This is a genomic window from Mesorhizobium sp. M7A.F.Ca.CA.001.04.2.1, assembly GCF_003998485.1.
Lineage (GTDB): Bacteria > Pseudomonadota > Alphaproteobacteria > Rhizobiales > Rhizobiaceae > Mesorhizobium > Mesorhizobium ciceri.
The window spans coordinates 1-22051 of the sequence record NZ_RZQT01000001.1 but is presented as its reverse complement, the minus strand read 5'-3'; the positions used below and the strand labels follow the sequence as shown (position 1 = coordinate 22051).

17 protein-coding genes and 1 pseudogene are annotated in these 22051 nt (G+C 63.7%); 8 read left to right on the top strand and 10 right to left on the bottom strand.

What is annotated here, in order from left to right; genetic code table 11:
- Positions 1–4: 4 nt before the first annotated feature.
- Entirely contained in the window at positions 5–3490 is a 3486-nt protein-coding gene (locus tag EN955_RS00090) for a PAS domain-containing hybrid sensor histidine kinase/response regulator (protein ID WP_024503138.1), read from the bottom strand.
- Positions 3491–3637: 147 nt separating this feature from the next.
- On the opposite strand from EN955_RS00090, the gene EN955_RS35215 reads away from it, so the two are divergent.
- Positions 3638–3916, top strand: coding sequence for a hypothetical protein (locus EN955_RS35215; RefSeq protein WP_245462102.1), 279 nt, complete (start codon positions 3638–3640; stop codon positions 3914–3916).
- Here the strand turns inward: EN955_RS35215 and EN955_RS00080 are convergent.
- Positions 3876–4085 carry a hypothetical protein gene (locus tag EN955_RS00080; RefSeq protein ID WP_024503137.1) on the bottom strand — a complete coding sequence of 70 codons (210 nt, stop codon included), beginning with the start codon at positions 4083–4085 and terminating at the stop codon, positions 3876–3878. The genes EN955_RS35215 and EN955_RS00080 overlap by 41 nt on opposite strands.
- Before the next feature lie 399 nt (positions 4086–4484).
- Here EN955_RS00080 and mscL point away from each other — a divergent pair, with 399 nt between their 5' ends.
- On the top strand, positions 4485–4907 hold the full coding sequence (mscL, locus tag EN955_RS00075; protein ID WP_013533610.1) for a large conductance mechanosensitive channel protein MscL: 423 nt from the start codon (positions 4485–4487) through the stop codon (positions 4905–4907).
- A gap of 113 nt (positions 4908–5020) precedes the next feature.
- Entirely contained in the window at positions 5021–6187 is a 1167-nt protein-coding gene (locus EN955_RS00070; protein WP_024503136.1) for a pyridoxal phosphate-dependent aminotransferase, read from the top strand.
- Between the two features lie 72 nt (positions 6188–6259).
- Here EN955_RS00070 and hemA read toward each other — a convergent pair whose 3' ends face one another.
- On the bottom strand, positions 6260–7537 hold the full coding sequence (gene hemA / locus EN955_RS00065; RefSeq protein WP_024503135.1) for a 5-aminolevulinate synthase: 1278 nt from the start codon (positions 7535–7537) through the stop codon (positions 6260–6262).
- Between the two features lie 268 nt (positions 7538–7805).
- Between hemA and galE the strand changes: the two genes are divergently transcribed.
- From galE to EN955_RS00050, 3 genes are all read left to right on the top strand, one after another.
- Complete coding sequence (gene galE / locus EN955_RS00060; protein ID WP_024503134.1) at positions 7806–8801, top strand: UDP-glucose 4-epimerase GalE; 996 nt, start codon at positions 7806–7808, stop codon at positions 8799–8801.
- A gap of 106 nt (positions 8802–8907) precedes the next feature.
- Positions 8908–10158 carry a D-amino acid dehydrogenase gene (locus EN955_RS00055; RefSeq protein ID WP_024503133.1) on the top strand — a complete coding sequence of 417 codons (1251 nt, stop codon included), beginning with the start codon at positions 8908–8910 and terminating at the stop codon, positions 10156–10158.
- 1 nt (position 10159) lies between these two features.
- A complete protein-coding gene (locus EN955_RS00050; protein WP_024503132.1) occupies positions 10160–11986 on the top strand; it encodes an alanine racemase in 1827 nt (608 codons plus the stop codon).
- Here EN955_RS00050 and EN955_RS00045 read toward each other — a convergent pair whose 3' ends face one another.
- From EN955_RS00045 to EN955_RS00015, 7 genes are all read right to left on the bottom strand, one after another.
- A complete protein-coding gene (locus EN955_RS00045; protein WP_024503131.1) occupies positions 11987–13363 on the bottom strand; it encodes an FGGY-family carbohydrate kinase in 1377 nt (458 codons plus the stop codon).
- Entirely contained in the window at positions 13360–13677 is a 318-nt protein-coding gene (gene rhaM / locus EN955_RS00040) for an L-rhamnose mutarotase (protein ID WP_024503130.1), read from the bottom strand. Before rhaM ends, EN955_RS00045 begins: the two co-directional genes overlap by 4 nt.
- Positions 13677–14672 (bottom strand): ABC transporter permease, encoded by a 996-nt coding sequence (locus EN955_RS00035; RefSeq protein ID WP_024503129.1) that lies wholly within the window; start codon positions 14670–14672, stop codon positions 13677–13679. Before EN955_RS00035 ends, rhaM begins: the two co-directional genes overlap by 1 nt.
- The gene (locus EN955_RS00030; RefSeq protein WP_013533601.1) at positions 14669–15643 is read right to left on the bottom strand and encodes an ABC transporter permease; all 975 of its coding nucleotides are present in this window, start codon (positions 15641–15643) and stop codon (positions 14669–14671) included. Before EN955_RS00030 ends, EN955_RS00035 begins: the two co-directional genes overlap by 4 nt.
- On the bottom strand, positions 15640–17181 hold the full coding sequence (locus EN955_RS00025; RefSeq protein ID WP_024503128.1) for a sugar ABC transporter ATP-binding protein: 1542 nt from the start codon (positions 17179–17181) through the stop codon (positions 15640–15642). The genes EN955_RS00030 and EN955_RS00025 overlap by 4 nt, the downstream gene beginning before the upstream one ends.
- Positions 17182–17265: 84 nt before the next feature.
- On the bottom strand, positions 17266–18261 hold the full coding sequence (gene rhaS / locus EN955_RS00020) for a rhamnose ABC transporter substrate-binding protein (protein ID WP_013533599.1): 996 nt from the start codon (positions 18259–18261) through the stop codon (positions 17266–17268).
- Between the two features lie 55 nt (positions 18262–18316).
- Positions 18317–19126, bottom strand: coding sequence for a DeoR/GlpR family DNA-binding transcription regulator (locus EN955_RS00015; RefSeq protein ID WP_013533598.1), 810 nt, complete (start codon positions 19124–19126; stop codon positions 18317–18319).
- A gap of 185 nt (positions 19127–19311) precedes the next feature.
- On the opposite strand from EN955_RS00015, the gene EN955_RS00010 reads away from it, so the two are divergent.
- Together EN955_RS00010 and EN955_RS00005 are read left to right on the top strand one after the other, a co-directional pair.
- The gene (locus EN955_RS00010; RefSeq protein WP_024503127.1) at positions 19312–21414 is read left to right on the top strand and encodes a bifunctional rhamnulose-1-phosphate aldolase/short-chain dehydrogenase; all 2103 of its coding nucleotides are present in this window, start codon (positions 19312–19314) and stop codon (positions 21412–21414) included.
- Between the two features lie 12 nt (positions 21415–21426).
- Positions 21427–22051, top strand: a pseudogene (locus EN955_RS00005) (sugar isomerase); the annotation flags it as partial.

Below are 22051 nucleotides of genomic sequence, written 5' to 3'. Positions count from 1 at the left end.
ACCGCTATTCCGCCGCCGGCGCCAGCGGCCTGACCCTGGCCATCATCGAGCGCAGTACCGCTGGTTTGAGCGGTTTGTTGATCACCGCAATCTCGAGCCCGCCGGCGGCCGTGCGCACCTCGTTGGAGCGGTCGGCGGTGACCAGCACGGCCGGCAGGGTGTCGCCATGGATCGCACGCAGCCTGACGACGAGTTCGAGACCGGTTTCGCCGTCGAGATGGTAGTCGGCAAGGACGATGTCCGGGCGGTGTATCTTCGCGGTCTCCAGATCCTTTGAACCGGACGCGGTGTCGACGTTGCAACCCCAGCCTTCGAGCAGGAGCCGCATGCCTTCGAGGATGCGGGCGTCGTTGTCGATGCACAGCACGTGCAGACCGGCCAGCGAGGCCGTCGCGCGGGCGGGAGCCCTGGCTTCGATCTCGCGTCGTGCCTGCACGGCCGCGACGGGCAGGATAACGGAGAATCGCGTGCCCTTGCCCGGACTGGAAAAGATGCGGATCTCCAGGCGCAACACCCGGGCGATGCGGTCGACGATGGAGAGGCCGAGACCGAGGCCCTCGGCCTCGCGCGCGCCCTCGTCGAGCCGGGTGAATTCGCGAAAGACGGTGTTCAGCTTGTCGCCGGCGATGCCGATGCCGGTGTCGATCACCTGGATCTCGGCCAATTCGCCGCGCCGCCTGACGCCAACCAGGACGCGGCCGTGGCGCGTGTATTTGATGGCGTTGGAGACGAGATTCTGGATCAGGCGGCGCAGCAAATTGCGGTCCGTCGTCACCGTCAACGATGACGGCATGATGGTCAGCTCGAGCTTCTTTTCGGCGGCCAGCGGCCGGAAGTCGTTGCCGATCTGGCGCAGCAATCCGTCGAGGTTGAAGGCGGTGTCATCCGGCTTCATCGCGCCGGCATCGAGGCGGGAGATGTCGAGCACGGCGCCGAGAATGGTCTCGACGGATTCCAGCGAGGATTCGATGTTCACGGCCGCCTTGCCGGCAGGCCCCTTGCCGGCCTTCTCGATCAGCGAGGAGCAATAGAGCCGGGCGGCGTTCAGCGGCTGCAGGATGTCGTGGCCGGCGGCGGCGAGGAAGCGCGTCTTGCCGAGATTGGCCTCCTCGGCCAGCATCTGTGCCTGCGCCAGTTCCTCATTGACCCGGGTCAGCTCGATGGTGCGCGTCTTGACGCGCTGCTCCAGCGATTCATTGGCACGCTTCAGTGCCAGGTCCTGCTCGACGCGCCCGGAAATGTCGGCATAGGTGGCGACGATGCCGCCGTCCGGCATCGGGTTGGAACGCAGTTCCAGGATGCGGCCCGAGGTTTTCAGCTCCATCTGCCATGGGCTGACGAAGCTGGTCAGCCGGTTGAGCATGGCCACACGCTGATCGGCAGGGATGTCGCCGCGCTCGGCGAGATGGCGCAGGATGCGGTCGAGCGAGACGCCGACCTGGCCCATCTCGTCGGGCAGGTCGAACAGCGCCCGGTACTGGCGGTTCCAGCAGATCAGGCGGAAATCGCGATCGAAGACGGTGATGCCCTGTTCCATCTGGTCGAGCGCGATCTGCAAGAGGTCGCGGTTGTGCTGCAGCGCCTCGGTGGCGTCGTCGAGCAAGCGGAAGGCATCTCGGGATTCGCGGTCGTGGCGCCGAAACAGCAGCGACAGGATCAGCCGTGCCGAGGAGGAGCCGACGGCGCTGGCCAGCAGCTGCTCGGAAAAGCGGATGACGTCCATGCTCGCCTGTTCGTTGCCGTGCAGCGAGGTTCCGTTGGTCTTTTCGAACGACTGGAAAGAGCGCTCGGTGCGCTCGACGCCGAGATAGCGCCCGATCGTGTCCTTCAGGTCGTTGACGGTGATGGCGGTGCGGAAACGGCGCAGGCTGGGCATCGGGCCGGCATCGCGCGGCACGAAGATCGACGCCTGGATGCGTTCCAGCGGCACCGACGCGCGCGACAGCGAGCCGAGCACGAAAAACACCGCATTGATCGACAGGCTCCATAACACGCCGTGGTTCAGCGGTTCGGCGACGGTGCCGAACAGGGCCTGCGGCCGCAGCGCCTCGAAGCCGAACAGCCCGTGCACGATGATGCCGGTATCGGCCGCGGCAAGCGACGGCAGGAGCAGTGTGTAGCCCCATACGAGGATGCCGGCGACCATGCCGAGTGCCGCACCCCGGCCGTTGGCGCCGCGCCAGATCAGCCCGCCGATCAGGGCGGGGGCGAACTGGGCGATGGCCGCGAACGACATCAGGCCGATCGACGACAGGCGCGCGCTGTTGGTGCTCTCGCGGTAGTAGAGGAAGGCGATGAACAACAGGATGAAGATCGCCCCGCGCCGCACATTGAGGATCAGCGTCGACCAATCCTCGGTCTCGGAGGTCGAGGTCTTGAGCAGGCGGCGCACGAACAGCGGAATGACGAGATCGTTGGAGATCATGATCGACAGCGCCACGCTTTCGACGATCACCATCGCCGTCGCCGCCGACAGGCCGCCGATGAAAGCCGCCATCGCCAGCACATCATGGCCGCTGAACAGGGGCAGCGACAGCACATAGAGATCGCTGCTGGTTCCGGTGCCGACCAGCGACAGGCCGGCGAAGGCGATCGGCAGCACGAACAGGTTGATCGCCACGAGGTAGAGCGGGAACACCCATGTCGCGGTGCGCAGTTCGGCCTCGCCGCGGTTTTCGACGATGGTGACGTAGAACTGCCGCGGCAGCATGATGATGGCAAAGCCGCTGAGGCACGTCAGCACCAGCCAGGTGGCGAGCGAGGTGTTGTAGCTCATCGCCTGCCGGACCTGCGCGTTCTCGGCGAGCTTGTCGAACATGTCGCCTGGGCCGCCGAAGATCAGGAAGGTGACCATCAGGCCGATCGCCAGGAAGGCGGCGAGCTTGACGACGGTTTCGACCGCCACCGCCAGCACCAGCCCGTCCTGGTGTTCGGTGGCGTCGGCGTGACGGGTTCCAAACAGCACCGCGAACAGCGCCAACAGCATGGCGACGACCAGCGAGATGTCGCTGACGAAGGGATCGAACGAAGGCGGCGATCCCGTATAGTGCTCGACCATCAGGCTGACCGAACCGGATATCGCCTTCAACTGCAGCGCGATATAGGGCACCGCGCCGATGGTGGCGATCAGCGTGGCGATCGCCGCGACGGTGAAACTCTTGCCGTAGCGTGCGCCGAGGAAATCCGCGATCGAGGTGATCTTCTCGGTCTTGGCCAGCCGCACGATACGGTTGAGCAGCGGGAAGCCGAAGACGAAGACGAGCACCGGGCCCGTATAGATGCCGAGGAATTCGAGGCCGCGTTCGGAAGAGAGACCGACCGAGCCGAAGAAAGTCCAGGATGTGCAGTAGATCGCGAGGCTGAGCGCATAGATGAAAGGCCGCCCCCGGCTCGGCTCGGAGATGGCCGAGCGGCGGTCGCCGAGGCTGGCGATGGCAAACAGCAGCGTCACATAGGCGACCGCGATGATGACGATGAACAAGCCCTGCACGCTTGGACTTTCCTCCTCTGCCGTCTTTCTATCCGGCTTGCCCGGACGCAACCACAGCTTGGCGTCCGAGTCCATTGCAGAGCTGTGCAGGACGGCTATCAGGGCGGCGCGTCGGTGTCGTTATGGTGAAGATCGCCGCTGAGCGCCGTGGAAAATACGGCCAATGACGACCTCCTCCAAACCCATGCGATAGAGGATGATGTGCTTGCCGTGGACGAACTGACGGGTCCTGCCTTCATAGAGCCGGCCCATACTCGGATAGTCGCCGAGCAACTCAAACACCGCGTCGAGTTCGCGCAGTTACTTTTCGGCCTGAGTGTGGCCGAAGTTTTCGAAGGTGTGTCGGTAAATGTCTTTCAGATCGCGTTCGGCGCGATGCGTTATCCTATGGCGCATGCGGGAGTTCGGCACGCGCTTCCCGAATAATGTCGTCGATCGACTTTTCGCTGACCGGGCTCTCAAAACCTTCGTTGATCGCCGCCTGAATCGCTTTCCGCTTCTCGTCGGGCGAAAGCGCGTCAAACCAAGCGCGCTGCTCCTTTGTTGGAGCCGCCCACGGATAAACATCAATGCTGATGGTTTCGAGCATGTTCATGAGAACATTATAGGCGAAAACGCCTATAATTTCCAGAAATTCAATGCTGGCTTTGCCGTGCCGTCAATGCGGGAAACCTTGCAAAGAGCGATTGATCGCTCGCGTCAACAACCAGGGGCCCATGCCGTGCTCGGCGGCAATCTGGTCCAGCGTGGTCGTTTTGCAGTGATTCGGCGGCATCTGTGTCGATTTGCATCGCGGGGATATGAAATTTCACGCCCTTGTACGCAACGCGTCAAATTCGGCAGAGCTGCCGCCCAAAGTGCCGTAAGGTAAGGAGAAAGCGGTTGTTTTCTCCCTTTTACCCATGTTGCGTCAGGAGGTTTTTGTTATGTTGCCTCAGGTCGATGCCGCAAGGACGGAAACGGCAGCTCGGCCAGTCACGACAAGGAGGGTCGAATGCTGAAAGAATTCCAGGAATTTATTTCCAAGGGCAATGTGATGGACCTTGCGGTCGGCGTCATCATCGGCGCGGCCTTCGGCAAGATCGTCGATTCCCTTGTTAACGATATCATCATGCCGATCGTCGGCGCGATTTTCGGCGGCTTGGACTTCAACAATTATTTCCTTGGCCTCTCCTCGGCCGTCAACGCCACCTCGCTGGCCGACGCCAAGAAGCAAGGCGCGGTCTTTGCCTACGGCAGCTTCATCACTGTCGCGTTGAACTTCCTCATCCTCGCTTTCATCATTTTCCTGATGGTCAAGGCGGTGAACAACATGCGCAAGCGGCTTGAGCGCGAGAAGCCCGCTGCACCGGCCGCTCCGCCGCCCGCCGACGTCGCGCTGCTCACCGAAATTCGCGATCTGCTCGCCAGGCGCTGACCACGGGCAGCATTTGCTGGACCAAAACCCCGGTCGTTGGCGGCCGGGGTTTTCTGTTTTCGCATCTGGTAAGGACCGCTGACGAAAACCGCAGACCAAAAACGGATCCGCCCATGACCCTGATCGACAGCTTGCGCACCGAGGCCCGTGCGGCACCCGAAAGTGGCATTGTCGCCGTCGTCAACTACGGCCGCCTGCGCGAAGGCATGATTCCGCTCTGGGCCGGCGAGGGCGACCTGCCGACGCCAGCCTTCATCACCGATGCCGCGTCGAAGGCGCTGGCCGGCGGCGAGACATTCTACACCTGGCAACGGGGCATCCCCGATCTCAGGCAGGCACTCTCCCGCTACTATGCCAGGCATTTCGGCAAGAATTTTCCGGAGGAAGAATTCATCGTCACCGGCTCCGGCATGCATGCCATCCAGCTGGCGCTCGACGCGCTCGCCGGCGCGGGCGACGAGGTGGTCTACCTGTCGCCGGCCTGGCCGAATTTCGATGCCGCAGCAGGGATAGCGGGAGCCGTTCCAGTCGCGGTCACGCTCGATCATTCCGGCAATGGCTGGTCCTGCGACGTCGAGAAGATCGCCGCTTCGATCACGCCGCGCACAAAGGCGCTGTTCATCAACACGCCGTCGAATCCGACCGGCTGGACCGCCGATCACGAGACCTTGCAGGCGATCCTCGCTCTGGCGCGCGCGAAGAACCTCTGGATCATCGCCGACGAGATCTATTCACTGTTCCACTATGGCCACGGCCGCGCGCCGTCCTTCCTGGACATAGCGTCGGCGGAAGACCGTATCCTGTACGTCAACTCCTTTTCCAAGAATTGGGCGATGACCGGCTGGCGCGTCGGCTGGATCAAGACGCATCCGAGCTTGCAGCAGGTGTTCGAGAACCTGATCCAGTATTCGAGCTCCGGCGTCGCCCAGTTCATGCAGCGCGGTGCGGTCGCCGCCCTTGACGAGGGCGACGCCTTCGTCGCCGAACAGGTGGAGCGGGCGCGCAAGGCGCGCGACCTTGTCTGCGGCATCCTCGGCGCCACCGGCCGCGCTGGGTTTACGGTGCCGCAGGGCGCGTTCTATCTGTTTTTCACAGTCGATGGCATCACCGATTCACGCACTGCTGCCTTCGACATCGTTGACAAGGCCAATGTCGGCCTGGCGCCAGGCACCGCTTTCGGCCCCGGCGGCGAGGCGTTTTTGCGGCTGTGCTTCCACCGCCGTCTCGACCAGATCGAGGAAGCGGCGCACCGGCTGGCGAAGTGGATGAAGAACGCCTGAGCCGCTGACGAAGCCCGAATTGAAATCGCTCCGGCGAGCCAGATGGCGGCCGGAGTAGAGTTCCAAACGGCATCAGCCGCCTGACTTGGGCACCAGCAGGGGAATGATGCGGTCGCTCTTGGCCACCGAAGGCCGACCTGCCGAACCATAGGGGATGCCGAGCGCATCCCAGGTCTCGACCAGCGCATCCTGCAATTCGGCGATCAGCGCATCGGAATGGAACGGCGTTGGCGTGATGCGCAGCCGCTCGGTGCCGCGCGGCACGGTCGGGTAGTTGATCGGCTGGATGTAGATGCCGTGCACGCCGAGCAGGCGGTCGCTGGCCATCTTGCAGGCCTCGGGATCGCCGACCAGCAGCGGCACGATGTGCGTCGGCGAATCCATCACCGGCAGGCCGGCGGCCGACAGGATGTGTTTGGTTCTCGCGGCCTGCTGCTGCTGGGCGTCACGCTCGGCCTGCGAGCGCTTGAGATGGCGGATCGACGCGGTCGCGGCGGCAGCGATCGCCGGCGGCAGTGCCGTGGTGAAGATGAAGCCCGGCGCATAGGAGCGCACGGCGTCGATCACAGCGCTGGTGCCGGTGATGTAGCCGCCCAGCGTGCCGAATGCCTTGGCCAGCGTGCCTTCGATGATGTCGATGCGGTCGGCCAGGCCTTCGCGCTCGGTGATGCCGCCGCCGCGCGGCCCGTACATACCGACGGCATGGACCTCGTCGATATAGGTCATGGCGTTGTAGCGCTCGGCGAGTTCGACGATCTCTTTGATCGGCGCGATGTCGCCATCCATCGAATAGACGCTTTCGAAGACGATCAGCTTGGCGCGTTCGCGCCCCGCCGCCTGCAAAAGGCTTTCCAGATGCGCCACGTCATTGTGGCGGAAGATCTTCTTTTCGGCGCCGGAACGCCGCACGCCTTCGATCATCGAGGCGTGGTTCAATTCGTCCGAGATGATCAGGCAGTTGGGCAAAAGCTTCGCGATGGTCGAGATCGAGGCTTCGTTGGAGACGAAACCGGAGGTGAAGACCAGTGCCGCTTCCTTGTCGTGCAGGTCGGCAAGCTCCACCTCGAGCTCTACCAGCGGGTTCGAGGTGCCGGAAATGTTGCGGGTGCCGCCGGCGCCCGAACCCATCTTGCCAGCGGTATTCTGGAACGCGGCGATGACGTCGGGATGCTGGCCCATGCCGAGATAGTCGTTGGAGCACCAGACGGTGATTTCCTCGGCGCGGCCATTGGAACGCCAGATGGCGCGCGGGAACTTGCCCGCGATCCGCTCGAGGTCGGCGAAAACGCGGTAGCGACGCTCGGCATGGAGCTGGTCGATCGCTTCCTCGAAGAACCGCTGATAGTTCATGTCGACTTCCCAATTTTTGCGCGGGATCATAATCATTGGCCCGTTGGTCGTCCACCTGGCCTTTTTGGTCAAAATGCCACGCCCCGGACCTGTTCCTAACGACCGCGGATCGTGGCCTATTCCCTTGATGTGGATGAACTTTGTTTCAGGACAATGCCACTGGCCGGCAATGCCGGTTACCAGGGGGTTCCAATGGCCATGCGGCGGGCTTTCCAGTAGAGCGGGGTTGAGACAGTTTCCGATAAATCTTGGATAAGCGAGGACGCGGATGACAGTTTTGGTGACAGGCGGCGCCGGTTACATCGGCAGCCATATGGTCTGGGAGCTGCTGGATGCAGGCGAAAGCGTGGTCGTTCTCGACCGTCTTTCCACCGGTTTCGAATGGGCAGTGGCGCCGGAGGCCAAGCTGGTCGTCGGTGATGTCGCCGACAAGGAATTGGTCGGCGCGGTCATCAGGGAGAACAAGGTCGACGCGATCATTCATTTCGCCGGCTCGATCGTGGTTCCGGAATCGGTCGCCGACCCGCTCGGCTATTATGAGAACAACACCTCGAAGACGCGCACGCTGATCGAAACCGCGGTGCGCGAAGGCGTGCCCAATTTCATCTTTTCCTCGACCGCCGCCGTCTACGGCGGCGCCGGGCTGGAGCCGGTGCGCGAGGACGCCCGCCTGGCGCCGGAATCGCCCTATGGCCTGTCCAAGCTGATGAGTGAGTGGATGCTGCGCGACGCGTCGATCGCGCATGGCCTGCGCTATACGGCGCTGCGCTACTTCAACGTCGCCGGCGCCGACCCGAAGGGCCGCACCGGCCAGTCGACGCCGGGCGCAACCCATCTGATCAAGGTCGCCTGCGAGACGGCACTTGGCAAGCGGCCGTTCATGCAGGTGTTCGGCACCGATTATCCGACGCCGGACGGCACCTGCATACGCGACTACATCCATGTCAGCGACCTGGCGGCGGCGCATCGCCTGGCTTTGCAGCGGCTGCGCGCCGGGGGACAGAGCCTCGTCGCCAATTGCGGCTACAGCCATGGCTATTCGGTGCTGGAGGTCATCGACAGCGTGCGCCGCGCCTTTGGCCATGATTTCGAGGTGAAGATGGGTGATCGCCGCCCTGGCGACGCCGCGGCGGTGGTTGCCAATTCGGATCTCGCCCGCGCCGAGCTCGGCTGGACCCCGCAACGCGACGATCTCGACCAGATCGTCGCCGACGCGCTCGCCTGGGAGCGCATCCTGACCGGCAAGAACTCCGCGCGCGGCTGAGCCGGGTTCTCCCAAGGGCTCGCAAGCCGGGCAGCGAAGCGCTATTGAAGGCGTTCGCGGCACGGCGCGGAGGCGCGGCGCCGCGAGGAGATCTTGGGGGAATGGCATGAAAATAACGGTGCTCGGGGCCGGTGTCGTCGGTACGGCGGCCGCCTATTATCTGGCCAGCGACGGCCATGAGGTGACGGTGATCGAGCGCCATCCGGCGGCGGCACAAGGCACCAGCCAGTCCAATGCCGGCCTGGTGTCACCGGGTGACGCCACCGCCTGGGCCTCGCCGGCGGCTTTGAAGACCTTCCTGCGCGGGCTCTACAACCATGATCTCGGCATCAAGGTCAGGCTGCGCCTTGATCCCTATTTCCTCGCCTGGAGCCTGCGTTTCCTGCGCCAGTGCACGGTGGCGCGCCTGCGCGCCAACACCGACATCAAGCTCAGGCTCGCGCTCTATTCGCGCGACTGCATCAATGCGCTTTCGGAAGCGACCGGCATCCATTACGACGAGCGCAAGAAGGGCATTCTCTATTTCTTCCGCTCGCAAAAGAGCCTCGACACCGGCACCGACAATTACCGTTATCTTGCCAAGCACGGCCTGCCGATCGAAATCGTCGGCCGCGACCGGCTGGTCGAGCTGGAACCGGGCCTTGCCGGCGTCAAGGACAAGATTGCCGGCGGCGTCTATTCGCCAACCGACCAGACCGGAGATTCCAAGCAGTTTGTCGACAGGCTGGCCGCCTATGCGGCCGAGAAGCTCGGCGTCAAATTCCTGTTCGGCACGACAGTCGAAGGCCTCGACATCGAGGGCGACCGGGTGCGCGCGGTGATGACTTCGGCCGGCCCGGTCGCCGGCGATGCGGTTGTCATCTCGATGGGGCCGGAAAGCGGCCTGCTCGGGCGCCGTTACGGCATCGACCTGCCCGTCTATCCGGTAAAAGGCTATACCGCGACGATTCCCCTGGAGGACGAAAGCAGGGGACCGACCATGGGCGGCGCCGACGAGGACCGGCTGATCGGCTATTCCAGGCTGGGCAACCGCTTGCGGATGTCCTCGACGGCCGAATTCACCGGCTTCGACCGCACTTTCAAGCCCGCCGATTTCAAGACGATCATCAGCACCGGCAAAGATCTTTTCCCGGGTGCCTTCGACGAGAAGAAGGCTGTGTTCTGGGCGGGTCTGCGCCCGATGATGCCGAACTCGGTGCCGGTCATCGGCCAGGCGCGCTACAAGAATCTCTATCTCGACACCGGCCACGGCCATGTCGGCTGGACCATGGCCTGCGGTTCGGGAAAATTCCTCGCCGACCTCGTTTCGGGCCGCAAGCCGGAGATCGACCCGCAGGGGCTGGTCTACGGGGGCTAGGATGTCGGGACCGCAAGTCGCCATCGACCTTGGCCGCATCGAGCGCAACGCGCGCACCATCGTCGAGCGCTGCGCGCTGTCGGGCATAAAAGTGTTCGGCGTCACCAAGGGCACTTGCGGCATGCCGCAAGTGGCACGCGCCATGCTGCGCGGCGGCGTCGCCGGCATCGCCGAATCGCGTTTCGAGAACATCCGCCGGCTGCGCGACAGCGGCATCAACGCACCGATCATGCTGCTGCGCAGCCCGCCGATGGCGCGGGTCGAGGAGGTGGTGCGCACCGTCGACATCAGCCTGCAATCGGAACTCGCCACCATCCGCGAAATTTCGCGCATCGCCGAGCGCATGGGCCGCGTCCACGACATCATGCTGATGATCGATCTCGGCGATCTCCGCGAAGGCATCTGGCCGAACGACCTGATCCCCACGGTTGAGCAGATCCTGCAGTTCAAGGGCGTGCGCATCGCCGGCATCGGCACCAATCTCGGCTGCTTCGGCGCCATCATGCCGACGCCGGAAAACCTTGGGCAGCTCGTCGCCCATGCCTACAAGACCGAGCGCCTGTCCGGCAAAAGCCTCGACGTGATTTCCGGCGGCGCCTCGTCGTCGCTGCCGCTGCTGCTCGAAGGCAGGCTGCCGGCCGGCATCAACAATCTGCGCGTCGGCGAGGCGATCCTGCAAGGTGGCGTCGAGACCTTCCGCGATGCGCCGTGGGCCGAGCTCGAACCCGATGCCTGCCGGCTGACCAGCGACATTATCGAGGTCAAGCTCAAGCCGTCACGGCCGATCGGCCAATCGGGCTACGACGCCTTCGGCAACCAGCCGGTCTTCCCCGACGAAGGCGACAGGCTGCGCGCCATCGCCAATATCGGCCGCGAGGACGTGCTGGTCGAGGGGCTGACGCCGATCGCCAGGGGGATCCGGGTGCTGGGCGCCTCCAGCGACCATCTGCTTTTGGACGTCGCCGATGCCGACCCGCCGCTGGCCGTCGGCGACCGCGTCGCCTTCCGCATGAGCTATGGCGCCATGCTTTTGGCAATGACCTCGGAATATGTCGAGAAGGCCCCGATGCACGACGTCGAGGATTTTTCCGGCCGCAAGATGGTGCAGATCACGGCCGAACCTGGAGCCGCCGGCATCCTGGCCCGGGAAGGCACCGGCGCGCGGCTGGAGGCGATGAATTTCGACGTCGTCGAATTGGCCGATATCGAGCGGCCGCCATCGGGACTGGTCCGGCTGACCGCCGGCGCCGATCGTCGCGTCGCGCACAAGGCGCTGACCGCGACGGCGCGAGCCACGCATTCCTTCGGCCTGATCTGGATCGATTCCATCGCCGCCCTGATGCCGGAGGACGAGGACGGCATCGACCTGCCGGAAGGCTCGGTCCTGGCGCGCACCCTCGGCCTCGATCACAAGGCGGGCGCGCTGCAGCCGCAGCTGTCGCCGGAGAATGTCGTCATCGTCGGCCTGCGCCACGCCGATCCGGCCGAGGCGCGGGTGCTGAAGGATTCGCGCGTCTCCGCCTTCACCATGACCGACATCGACGCCATGGGCATGCGCGACCTGATGCATGAAGCGATCCGTATCGCCACATCAGGCACGCAAGGCTTTCATGTCAGCTATTCGCCGACCGCGACCGAATTCGCCGGCTGGGCTGCGGGCTCCGGTGGGCTGACCGTGCGCGAAACACATCAGGCGATGGAGGCGATCGCGCTCTCCGGCGGCTTGCTGTCGATGGATGTTTCGGGCCTGACGGCGGATCTGGAGCCGCGGATCGGCACCGACGCGGTCAACTTCGTCATGTCTGCCTTCGGCAAACGGATTCTCTGATCAGCCCTGCACTTCCACTGCCGCCCGCCATGCGCTGACATAGTCGACCCAGGCTGGGTCTATAGGCCGTTCTATTCTTTCGCCCTTGCCCTGTGCCATCAGTTGATCGGATGCCAGCAGCGCCGCGCCGATGCTGGTGCCGGTGGCGGCCTCGGACGCAACCACGGCGCGCGCCGTGGCTGCCGCCAGCATGCCGACAAAGAGCCGGTTGCGGGCAAAGGGGCCTTCGACAGTGGTCGGGCCGTCGGCGCCGATCAGGTCGAGGCAGGTCGCCGTCATCAGCGCCAGATAGAACGAGATAGCGGCAAAGCGCTGGCCATTGTTGATGCCGTCGGCGTTGAGCCATGCCGCGGCATGGTGCGGGAACGGCCCCGAACCTTGCTGGGTCGACGGCAGCAGCAGCGTCTTTCGCGCCAGCACGGCGCCGACATCGGCTTCGGTCCACGGCTCCGGCTGGTCCTTTGTCAGCACCGAAAACTCGCGGCCGCCCATGAAGCGCGCCGAGGGAACGGGATCACCGAGCGCGTTGACATTGACCAGCGTGTCGCGCGCGGCATCCAGCGCAATCTGTTTGCCGCCGACCGCCATCGATACCACCCAGGTGCCGGTCGAGACGACGGAGAAAGGCGGCTTGTCGGAGAGAAGATGCGGCAGCAGCGAGGCGTTGGAATCATGCAGGCCGCAGAACACCGGCGTGTGCGGATCCAGTCCGGTTCGCACAGCAACGGTGGGCAGGATCGGGCCGAGGCGATCGCTGGCCGGCCGCACCGGCGCCATCAGGCTCCGCCACTCCAGCCTGTCGACCAGGGATGAAAAATCCGCCGTCCACGGGTTCCACAGGTCGGTGTGGCAGCCGAGCGAGGTGACCTCGTTGGCGGCGATGCCGGTCAGGCGCAAGGCCCAGTATTGCGGGTACATCAGCAGCGCCGCGGCCCTGGCGAATTCCGCCGGGAAGCTCTTCTGCTGCCAGAAGAATTGTGCTCCGAGATTGAGGCCGAGCGGCAGGCGCGGCGTGCCGGTCTCGGCAAAAGGCGGGCGGATCGCGTCGTAATCCTCGGCCATCCCGTCGGGGCCGTCGAACTCATAGTCGAGCACCGGCAGCACCAGTTCACCCGCCGCGTCGACCAGCACGCCGGTCGCGCCATGGGTGGTGATCGAAATGGCGTCGATGCGCTGTTCGCGGTTGAGGCCGGCAAGGCTTTCGAGGATGAATGCCCACAGTGCCTCGACATCGTGATGTGGGTAAGGCGCCTGCCGCACCGGCGCATTCGCCATGCGGCGCAGCGCCACCTCGCTCAACGCAGCGAGGTCGACCAGCGCCACCTTGGCGTTGGTCTTGCCTATGTCGATGACGGCGATGTGGCGCATCGCAGTCATGCCATATGGAACATTGTTTCCAGCTTCACGGCCACCGGCTCGTTGTCCGGCCTGGTTTCCATGATGTCGGCCATGTGGGCCCACCAGCGCTGCATCACCGAATGCCCGGGCAATTCGTCCATGCGGTGGTCGTCTTGCCGCCACAGCACACCGAACAGGATATTGGTCTCCTCGTCGAGATGGATGGAATAATCGGAGACGCCGGCCTGCTTCAGCAGCGCGACCAGCGACGGCCAGATCTCGTCATGGCGCTTCTTGTACTCTGCCTTCATGCCGGGCTTCAGCTTCATCTTGAACGCGTATTTCTCGGCCATCAACGCCCTCCGCGCAGCCGCCGCCAGACGATCGGCAAGGCGATGACGATGATCAGCAGCAGGCCGATGAAGATCGACATGACGATGCCCGGCACATTGAGCAGGCCGAGCCCGAAGGTCACCAGCCCCATGATGAAGGCGGCGAGCACGACGCCCAGAATGCTGCCGGCGCCACCGAGGATACTGACGCCGCCGAGCACCACCATGGTGATGACTTCCAGCTCGTAGCCCTGTGCGATCGAGGGCCGCGTCGAACCGAGGCGCGAGGTGATCAGCACCGAGGCGATGCCCGACATCAGCCCGGTCAGGCAAAACAGGATGAACTTGGTGCGGCCGACGCGCACGCCGGAAAATTGCGCAGCGACCGGATTGTTGCCGATGGCGAAGACGCGTCGGCCGAAACTCGTGCGGTGCAAGAGGAACCAGTAGACGACAGCCGCGATCAGGAACAGCACCAGCTCGAACGACACCACCCACCAGACATAGCCCTGGCCGAAGAAGGCGAAGCTTGAGGGATAGCCTTTGTAGGCCTGGTCGCCGAGGATGATGAAGGCGATGCCGCGAAACAGGCTCATCGTGCCGATGGTGACGACGATCGAGGGCAGGCCGAGCCTTGTCACCAGCAGACCGTTGAAGGCGCCGCAGCCGAGCCCGACAACGATGCCGATTGCCACCAGCACTGGCGTGCCGGCGCCGGCCTGCACCGCCATGCCCATCATGGTCGACGCCAGCGCAATGATGGCGGCCACCGACAGATCGATCTCGCCCGAGATGATCAGCAGCGCCATGGCGAAGGCGATCAGGCCCTTCTCGGTGAAATTGAAGGTCAGATCGGACAGCGAGTACGGGTCGAGGAAATAGGGCGAGGCGAAGCTGTTGATGGCGAAGATGGCGACGGCCACCACGACCAGCAGCGCTTCCCAGGAAAAGATCGCCGAACGCAGCGGCTTGTCGAGCCGGTCGGGAATGTGGCGCGGGGCAGGGATGTCGGTCACGCCTCCACCTTTCTGAGGATGATGCGGCCTTGCTGGCGCTCGCCGCGCGCATTGAGCACGACGGCCAGAATGATTGCGCTGCCCGAAATCGCCATCTGCCAGAAAGGCGAGATGTTGATGACCGGCAGCGCATTGGAGATGATGCCGAGGAACAGTGCGCCTAATACCGCGCCGCCGACCGAGCCGATGCCGCCGGCGATCGAGATGCCGCCGATGACGCAGGCGGCGATGATGTTGAGCTCATAGCCATTGGCGACCTCGACCGAGGCGATCACGTAGCGCGAGATCCAGAGATAGCCTGACAGGCCGCCAATCATGCCGGAGATGCAGAAGACGATGAATTTCGTCCGGCCGACATCGATGCCGGCATAGACGGACGCCGTCGGGTTGACGCCGATCGCGTAGATCGAGCGGCCGAGCGCGGTGCGTGTCATCACAACGAAGAACAGCGCAATGACCAGGATGGCGATCCACGACAGCACCGGAATGCCGAGGAAGGCCGCGCGCTGGAAGCCGATGAACTCCGGGCTCATCTTGTCGGCATTGACCCAGGCACCGCCGGACAGGACGAAGGTGGCGCCGCGATAGATGGTCAGTGTGCCCAAAGTCACCACGATCGAGGGAATGTTCAGCCGCCAGACCAAAAGGCCGTTGATGGCGCCGAGCACCAGGCCGACGACCAGCGCAATGACGATCAGCAGCGGGATCGGGATCGCCGGATGCGCGGCGTTCAGCATCGCCACCACCATGCCGGTGAAGCAGAGGTTGGACGCCATCGACAGGTCGATCGACCGGGTCAGGATGACCACCATCTGGCCAAGCGCCAGGATCATCAGGATCGAGGTGTCGTTGAACACCTGGCGCAGATTGGCCGGATCGGCGAAGGCCGGAAAACGTGTCGAGATCAGCCCGATCAAGACGATGATGGCAGCAGCCAGCCAGATTTCGCGGTATTTGAGGAAAGCCTTCATGCCGCGATCCCTGCTGCCGTCCGAACCAGCGTCTCGGCGTCCAGCTCCTTGTTGTCGTAGACCGCCGCGACAAGCCCCTCGCGCATGACCACGACACGGTCGGACATGCCGAGGATTTCGGGCAGCTCGGACGACACCATGATCACCGACAGGCCTTGCGCCACCAACTCGGCCATGAAGCCGTGCACGGCGGCCTTCGAGCCGATGTCGATGCCCTTGGTCGGCTCGTCCAGGATGATCACCTTGGGCGACGTCGCCAGCCATTTGGCGATGACGATCTTCTGCTGGTTGCCGCCCGACAGCGTGCCGACATCCTGGCTGAGCGAAGAGGCCCTGAGGTCGAGTCGCTCGGTGTAGGAGCGGGCCAGATCGAACTCCTCCGACAGCCGCAGCAGGCCGGACTTCGACGTGCGCTTGAGCGAAGGCAGCGAGACGTTCTGGAAGATCGGCAGGCCGATCACCACGCCTTGCTTGCCGCGTTCTTCCGGTACGTAGACGATGCCGGCATCGATCGAATCCGCAGCCGATTTCGGCGCGATCGTCTTGCCTTCCAGCGTGATCGTGCCGGCTGAGGTGCGGGTGATGCCCGATATCGCCTGCATCACCTCGCTGCGGCCGGCGCCGACAAGGCCGTAAAAGCCGAGGATCTCGCCCTTGTGCAGTTCGAAGCCGATATCGTTGAATTCGGTCGGATGCGACAGGCCGGAAACGGAGAGCACCGGTGCGCCGATCTCGGCCTTGCGCTGCGGGAAGATGTGATCGACCGCGCGGCCGACCATCAGGCGCACGATCTGGCTCTGGCCGGCATCCTTGATCAGGCCTTCGCCGACCATCTCGCCATCGCGGAACACCGTGTAGCGGTCGGCGATACGGTAGATCTCGTCGAACTTGTGGCTGATGAACAGGATCGCCTTGCCATCGCTCTTGAGGAATTCGATCAGCAAAAAGAGCTCCTCGATCTCCTTCATGGAAAGCGCCGCGGTCGGCTCATCCATGATGACGATCTGCGCGTCGATCGACATGGCACGCGCAACCGCGACCAGATGCTTGTTGGCGATGCCGAGGTCCTTCAGCCGCGCGTCGGCGTCGATATGGCCGGCATGCATGGTGTCCAGCACTTCGCGCGCATTCTTGCGCATCGTGCGCCAGTCGATGGTGCCGAAACGCGTGCGTGGCGCGTGGCCGAGAAAGATGTTTTCGGCGACGCTCAGATCGTCGAACAGCACGGTTTCCTGGTGGATGGCGGTGACGCCATGGCCGAAGGCGGCATGCGCGCTGGGCAGGGTGACGGCGTGGCCGTCTATGCTGATCGTGCCCCCGTCGGGCTGGTAGATGCCGGTCATGATCTTGACCAGCGTCGACTTGCCGGCGCCGTTCTCGCCGATCAGCGCCGTCACCTGGCCCGGATAGAGCGACAGGCTGACATTGTGCAACGCGCGCACGCCGGGAAAGCTCTTGGAGATGCCGGACAGCGTCAGGCGTGGAGCCGGGGCCGGAGGCCGCTCCTTCACCGCGCCGTGTTGGGCTGTCGTGTCCATAGTCGTATCAAGCCCTGAAACAAGGTTCGTTTAAAGCCGCGGCGGGACGTGAGCCCCGCCGCGTCAGCTCTAGAGAACTCCAGATCAATAAATCTTGGAGAACTTTTCGATGTTCGACTTGTCGAACTGGAAGGGCGGAGCCATTGCAGCCGAGTTGGTGTCGTCGAGCGTGACCTTGCCGACGCGGCCGATCGACAGCGTGGCGCCGGGCTTGGCCTCTTCCTTCTTCACCGCCAGATCATGGGCGAGGTAGACGGCCGAGTAGCCGAGGTCGATCGGGTTCCACAGCGCAACCGCCTGGCTGGAACCGTTGTCGATGAACTTCTTGAACTCGGACGGCAGTGCGAGACCGGTGACATTGACCTTGCCGATCAGGTTCTCGTCGGTGACGACCTGGGCGGCGGCAACGACGCCGACGGTGGTCGGCGCGATGATCGCCTTCAGGTTCGGATAGGACTTCAACAGGCCCTTGGCTTCGTCGGTGCTCTTGGCCGAATCGTCATCGCCGTAGACGGTGGCGACGAGTTTGATCTTGGGGAACTTCTCCGGCAGGATCTTCTTGGCCGCGTCGATCCAGGCGTTCTGGTTGGTCGCGGTCGAGGAGGCCGACAGGATGGCGACCTCGCCGCCTTCCGGCAGGTGGTCGGCGGCGAGCTTGATGATGGTCTCGCCGATCAGGCCGGTGTCGGACGGGTTGAGGTGAAGCTGGCGACCTTCCTTGGCGACGCCCGAATCCCACGAGATGACAGTGATACCGCGTTCCATGGCCTTCTTCAGCACCGGCACCAGAGCATCGGCGTCATTGGCCGAAATGGCGATGGCGTTGACCTTCTGCGCGATCAGCGAATTGACCACTTCGATCTGCGCTTCGGCGGTCGCCTTGGTCGGGCCGGTGTAGATGATGTCGACATCGCCGAGTTCCTTGGCCGCCTCTTCGGCGCCCTTGTTGGCGGCATCGAAGAAGCCGTTGCCGAGCGACTTCACCACCAGCGCGATCTTGACGTTTTCGGCATAGGCGGCATTCACGAACATGGCGGCTGAGAATGCAGCCGTCACCATCAATTTCTTCAAGAAGCTCATCGAATTTCCTCCCTTGAGCGTTGCATTCCATCGCCGCTGCGAGCGCGAGTTGGCCTCAGGCCTGCAGTGAAGATTCTTCCTTGTTGGTTGCGGATGTGCGGGCGACGATCAGCGTCACGCCGGCGGTTTCCAGCATCTTGGCTTCGCGATCCTCGATGCCGTCATCGGTGATGACGGTGGCGATGCGCGACAGGCCGCACAGGATCAGGCTGGAGCGTTTGCGGAATTTCGAGGAATCGACCAGCACCACCAACTCGTCGGCCTGGTCGATCAGTTTCTGCTCCGCCTGGATCAAGAGCGGATCGCCTTCCATGAGGCCGAGCGGCCCCAGACCCTGCGCACCCATGAACATGCGGCGCGCATAGAAATTGCGCGTCACGTCGTTGTCGAAGGGCGACAGGATGATGTTCTGCTCGCGATAAATGGTGCCGCCCGACAGCATCACCGTATTCTTGGAGTGCTTGAGCAGGTGCTCGGCGATGGGGAACGAATTGGTGAAGATCGGCATGCGGCGGCCGGTCAGGAAATGCACCATCTGGAAGGTGGTGGTGCCGCCATTGATGATGATCGGTTCGCCGTCGTTGCACAGCTCGACCGCTTCACGCGCAATCGCCCGCTTCTGCGAGGCGTTGATGGTTTCATTGACGGAAAAGGGCCGGCCGGCCAGCCCGATGAACTGCGGCGGCGAGATTGCCTCGGCGCCGCCGCGCACGCGGCGCAGGCGCTTCTGGACGTGGAGAGCCGCGATATCGCGCCGGATCGTCGCCTCGGAGGACTCCGTCAGGTCGACCATCTCCTGCACCGTCACCACAGGCTTTTCCTGGACGGCGGACAGAATGATCCTGTGGCGCTCTTTTTCGTGCATGGTTCCTCCCTGCCCAGGCATCTAGGCACCCAAAACGCGCAGTGTCAATCATTTCCGATCATATAATTTCATTGTGCAGTGCAATATGATCGATATTGATCGTTTGTGATTGACAAGCCGACCGCTTCCGTGGAAATTCGGGGCCAAATGGCCGCGCCTTCTGCGTGCCTTCGGGAGGATTTCTTATGCTCGACAAGCGCACCGGCGCGCGCCTCGCCAATCTGTGGGACGAGGCCAAGGCTCACGCCATGAGCGGGCCGGAACTTCTGGTCTACCGTTCGAACACACTTGGTTCCGACAAGCGGGTCACCAACTATGGCGGCGGCAACACGTCGTCGAAGATCTGGCAGAAAGACCCGCTCACCGGCGAGGATGTCGAAGTGCTGTGGGTCAAGGGATCGGGCGGCGACAGCGCCTCGATCAAGCTGGACGGCTTTGCCACGCTCTACATGGACAAGCTGCGCGCGCTCAAAGGCCTCTATCGCGGCGTCGAGCACGAAGACGAGATGGTCGGCTTCCTGCCGCACTGCACCTTCAACCTCAATCCGCGTGCGGCTTCGATCGACACGCCGCTGCATGCCTACGTGCCGAAGCCCTTTGTCGACCACATGCATCCCGATGCCATCATCGCCATTGCCGCGGCGAAGGATTCGAAGGCGCTGACGAAAGAAATCTTCGGCGAGGCCATCGGCTGGCTGCCGTGGAAGCGCCCTGGCTTCGAACTTGGCCTGTGGCTGGAGAAATTCTGCCTCGAACACCCAGCCGCCAAGGGCGTCATCCTGGAAAGCCACGGCCTGTTCACCTGGGGCGACACCCCCAGGGAATGCTACGAGATGACGATCTCGGTGATCAACCAGGCGATCGAATGGTTCGAGCGCCGCTCCGAGGGTGTCGCTATCTTCGGCGGTGAAGCGGTCAAGTCGCTCGACGCCACTGAGCGCCGTGCCATCGCGGCCAAACTGATGCCGAGGATTCGCGGCCTGATCTCGGAAAGGAGCCACAAAGCAGGCCATTTCGACGATTCCACTGCTGTGCTCGAATTCGTCAACTCCAGGGATCTGCGCCCGCTGGCGGCACTCGGCACCTCATGCCCCGACCATTTCCTGCGCACCAAGATCCGCCCGCTGGTCATCGAATTCGATCCGGCAAAGCCCGATGTCGATGCCGTCATCGCGCGTCTTGCCGACGACATCGCCGAATATCGCGTTGGCTACCAGGCCTATTACGACAGCTGCAAGCATCCGGACTCGCCCGCCATCCGCGATCCCAATGCCGTCGTCTACCTGATGCCCGGCGTCGGCATGTTCACCTTCGCCGGCGACAAGGCGACGGCGCGCATTTCGGGCGAATTCTATGTCAACGCCATCAACGTCATGCGCGGCGCCTCCACCGTGTCGTCTTATGTCGGCCTGCCTGCACAGGAAGCCTTCGACATCGAGTACTGGCTGCTCGAAGACCTGAAGCTGCAGCGTATGCCGAAGCCGAAGTCGCTTGCCGGCCAGATCGCCCTGGTCACGGGTGGCGCCGGCGGCATCGGCCGCGCCACGGCCAACCGCCTGCTGCGCGAAGGCGCCTGCGTGGTGCTGGCCGACATCGACGAGACAGCACTGGCCAGCGCCAATGACGAACTGGCGAAAGTCTACGGCAGGGACTTCGTGCGGCCGGTGCTGATCAATGTCACCTCGGAGGAGCAGGTCATTTCGGGCTTTGCCGAGACAGCGGTCGAGTTCGGCGGCATCGACATTCTGGTGTCGAATGCAGGGCTGGCCTCCTCGGCGCCGATCGAGGAGACGACGCTGGCGCTGTGGAACAAGAACATGGACATCCTGTCGACCGGTTATTTCCTGGTCTCGCGGGAAGCGTTCCGGCTGTTCCGCGCGCAGAAGATTGGCGGCAACGTCGTCTTCGTCGCCTCCAAGAACGGCCTTGCCGCATCGCCGAACGCCGCCGCCTATTGCACCGCCAAGGCTGCCGAGATCCATCTCGCCCGCTGCCTGGCGCTGGAGGGCGCGGAGGCGCAGATCAGGGTCAATGTCGTCAACCCGGACGCGGTGCTGCGCGGCTCGAAGATCTGGACCGGCGAGTGGAAGGAACAGCGCGCCGCCGCCTACAAGATGTCGACCGACGATCTGGAGGAGCACTATCGCTCGCGTTCGATGCTGAAGCGCTCTGTCTTCCCGGAAGACATCGCAGAGGCGATCTATTTCCTGGCGTCCGACATGTCGGCCAAGTCGACCGGCAACATCATCAATGTCGACGCGGGCAACGCCCAGTCGTTCACGCGCTGAGCGGAGGGGACGATGGAACATATCATCTCCGCCGACCTCGTCGACAAGGACAACGCCGCGCGCAAGGCAAACCTCGAGCGCGACTACGCCTCGCTCGGCGAGCGGCTCGACCGTCGCGGCATCGCCATCGACGCTATCAGAGACAAGGTCGAGAAATTCGCGGTGGCGATCCCGTCCTGGGGCGTCGGCACCGGCGGCACGCGCTTTGCCCGCTTTCCCGGTGCCGGCGAGCCACGCGACATCTTCGACAAGATCGAGGATTGCGCCGTCATCCAGCAATTGACGCAGGCGACGCCGACCGTTTCCCTGCACATTCCGTGGGACAAGGCCGATCCGAACCGGCTGAAGCAAGCGGCCTCGCGCTTTGGCCTCGGCTTCGACGCCATGAACTCCAACACCTTTTCCGACGCCAAGGACCAGAAGCTCTCCTACAAATTCGGCTCGCTGGCGCATGCCGACGCCGGCACGCGCCGGCAAGCGGTCGAGCACAATCTCGAATGCATCGAGATCGGCAAGACGCTCGGCTCCAAGGCGCTGACGGTGTGGATCGGCGACGGTTCGAACTTTCCCGGCCAGGTCAATTTCGCCAAGGCATTCGAGCGCTATCTCGACGCCATGAAAGAGGTCTACGCCGGAC

Excerpts from the sequence above, each read along its gene's own strand:
- EN955_RS00080 (WP_024503137.1), bottom strand. The coding sequence starts at position 4,085 with ATGAACATGCTCGAAACCATCAGCATTGATGTTTATCCGTGGGCGGCT.
- mscL (WP_013533610.1), top strand. The coding sequence starts at position 4,485 with ATGCTGAAAGAATTCCAGGAATTTATTTCCAAGGGCAATGTGATGGAC.
- EN955_RS00070 (WP_024503136.1), top strand. The coding sequence starts at position 5,021 with ATGACCCTGATCGACAGCTTGCGCACCGAGGCCCGTGCGGCACCCGAA.
- hemA (WP_024503135.1), bottom strand. The coding sequence starts at position 7,537 with ATGAACTATCAGCGGTTCTTCGAGGAAGCGATCGACCAGCTCCATGCC.
- galE (WP_024503134.1), top strand. The coding sequence starts at position 7,806 with ATGACAGTTTTGGTGACAGGCGGCGCCGGTTACATCGGCAGCCATATG.
- EN955_RS00055 (WP_024503133.1), top strand. The coding sequence starts at position 8,908 with ATGAAAATAACGGTGCTCGGGGCCGGTGTCGTCGGTACGGCGGCCGCC.
- EN955_RS00050 (WP_024503132.1), top strand. The coding sequence starts at position 10,160 with ATGTCGGGACCGCAAGTCGCCATCGACCTTGGCCGCATCGAGCGCAAC.
- EN955_RS00045 (WP_024503131.1), bottom strand. The coding sequence starts at position 13,363 with ATGACTGCGATGCGCCACATCGCCGTCATCGACATAGGCAAGACCAAC.
- rhaM (WP_024503130.1), bottom strand. The coding sequence starts at position 13,677 with ATGGCCGAGAAATACGCGTTCAAGATGAAGCTGAAGCCCGGCATGAAG.
- EN955_RS00030 (WP_013533601.1), bottom strand. The coding sequence starts at position 15,643 with ATGAAGGCTTTCCTCAAATACCGCGAAATCTGGCTGGCTGCTGCCATC.
- EN955_RS00025 (WP_024503128.1), bottom strand. The coding sequence starts at position 17,181 with ATGGACACGACAGCCCAACACGGCGCGGTGAAGGAGCGGCCTCCGGCC.
- rhaS (WP_013533599.1), bottom strand. The coding sequence starts at position 18,261 with ATGAGCTTCTTGAAGAAATTGATGGTGACGGCTGCATTCTCAGCCGCC.
- EN955_RS00015 (WP_013533598.1), bottom strand. The coding sequence starts at position 19,126 with ATGCACGAAAAAGAGCGCCACAGGATCATTCTGTCCGCCGTCCAGGAA.
- EN955_RS00010 (WP_024503127.1), top strand. The coding sequence starts at position 19,312 with ATGCTCGACAAGCGCACCGGCGCGCGCCTCGCCAATCTGTGGGACGAG.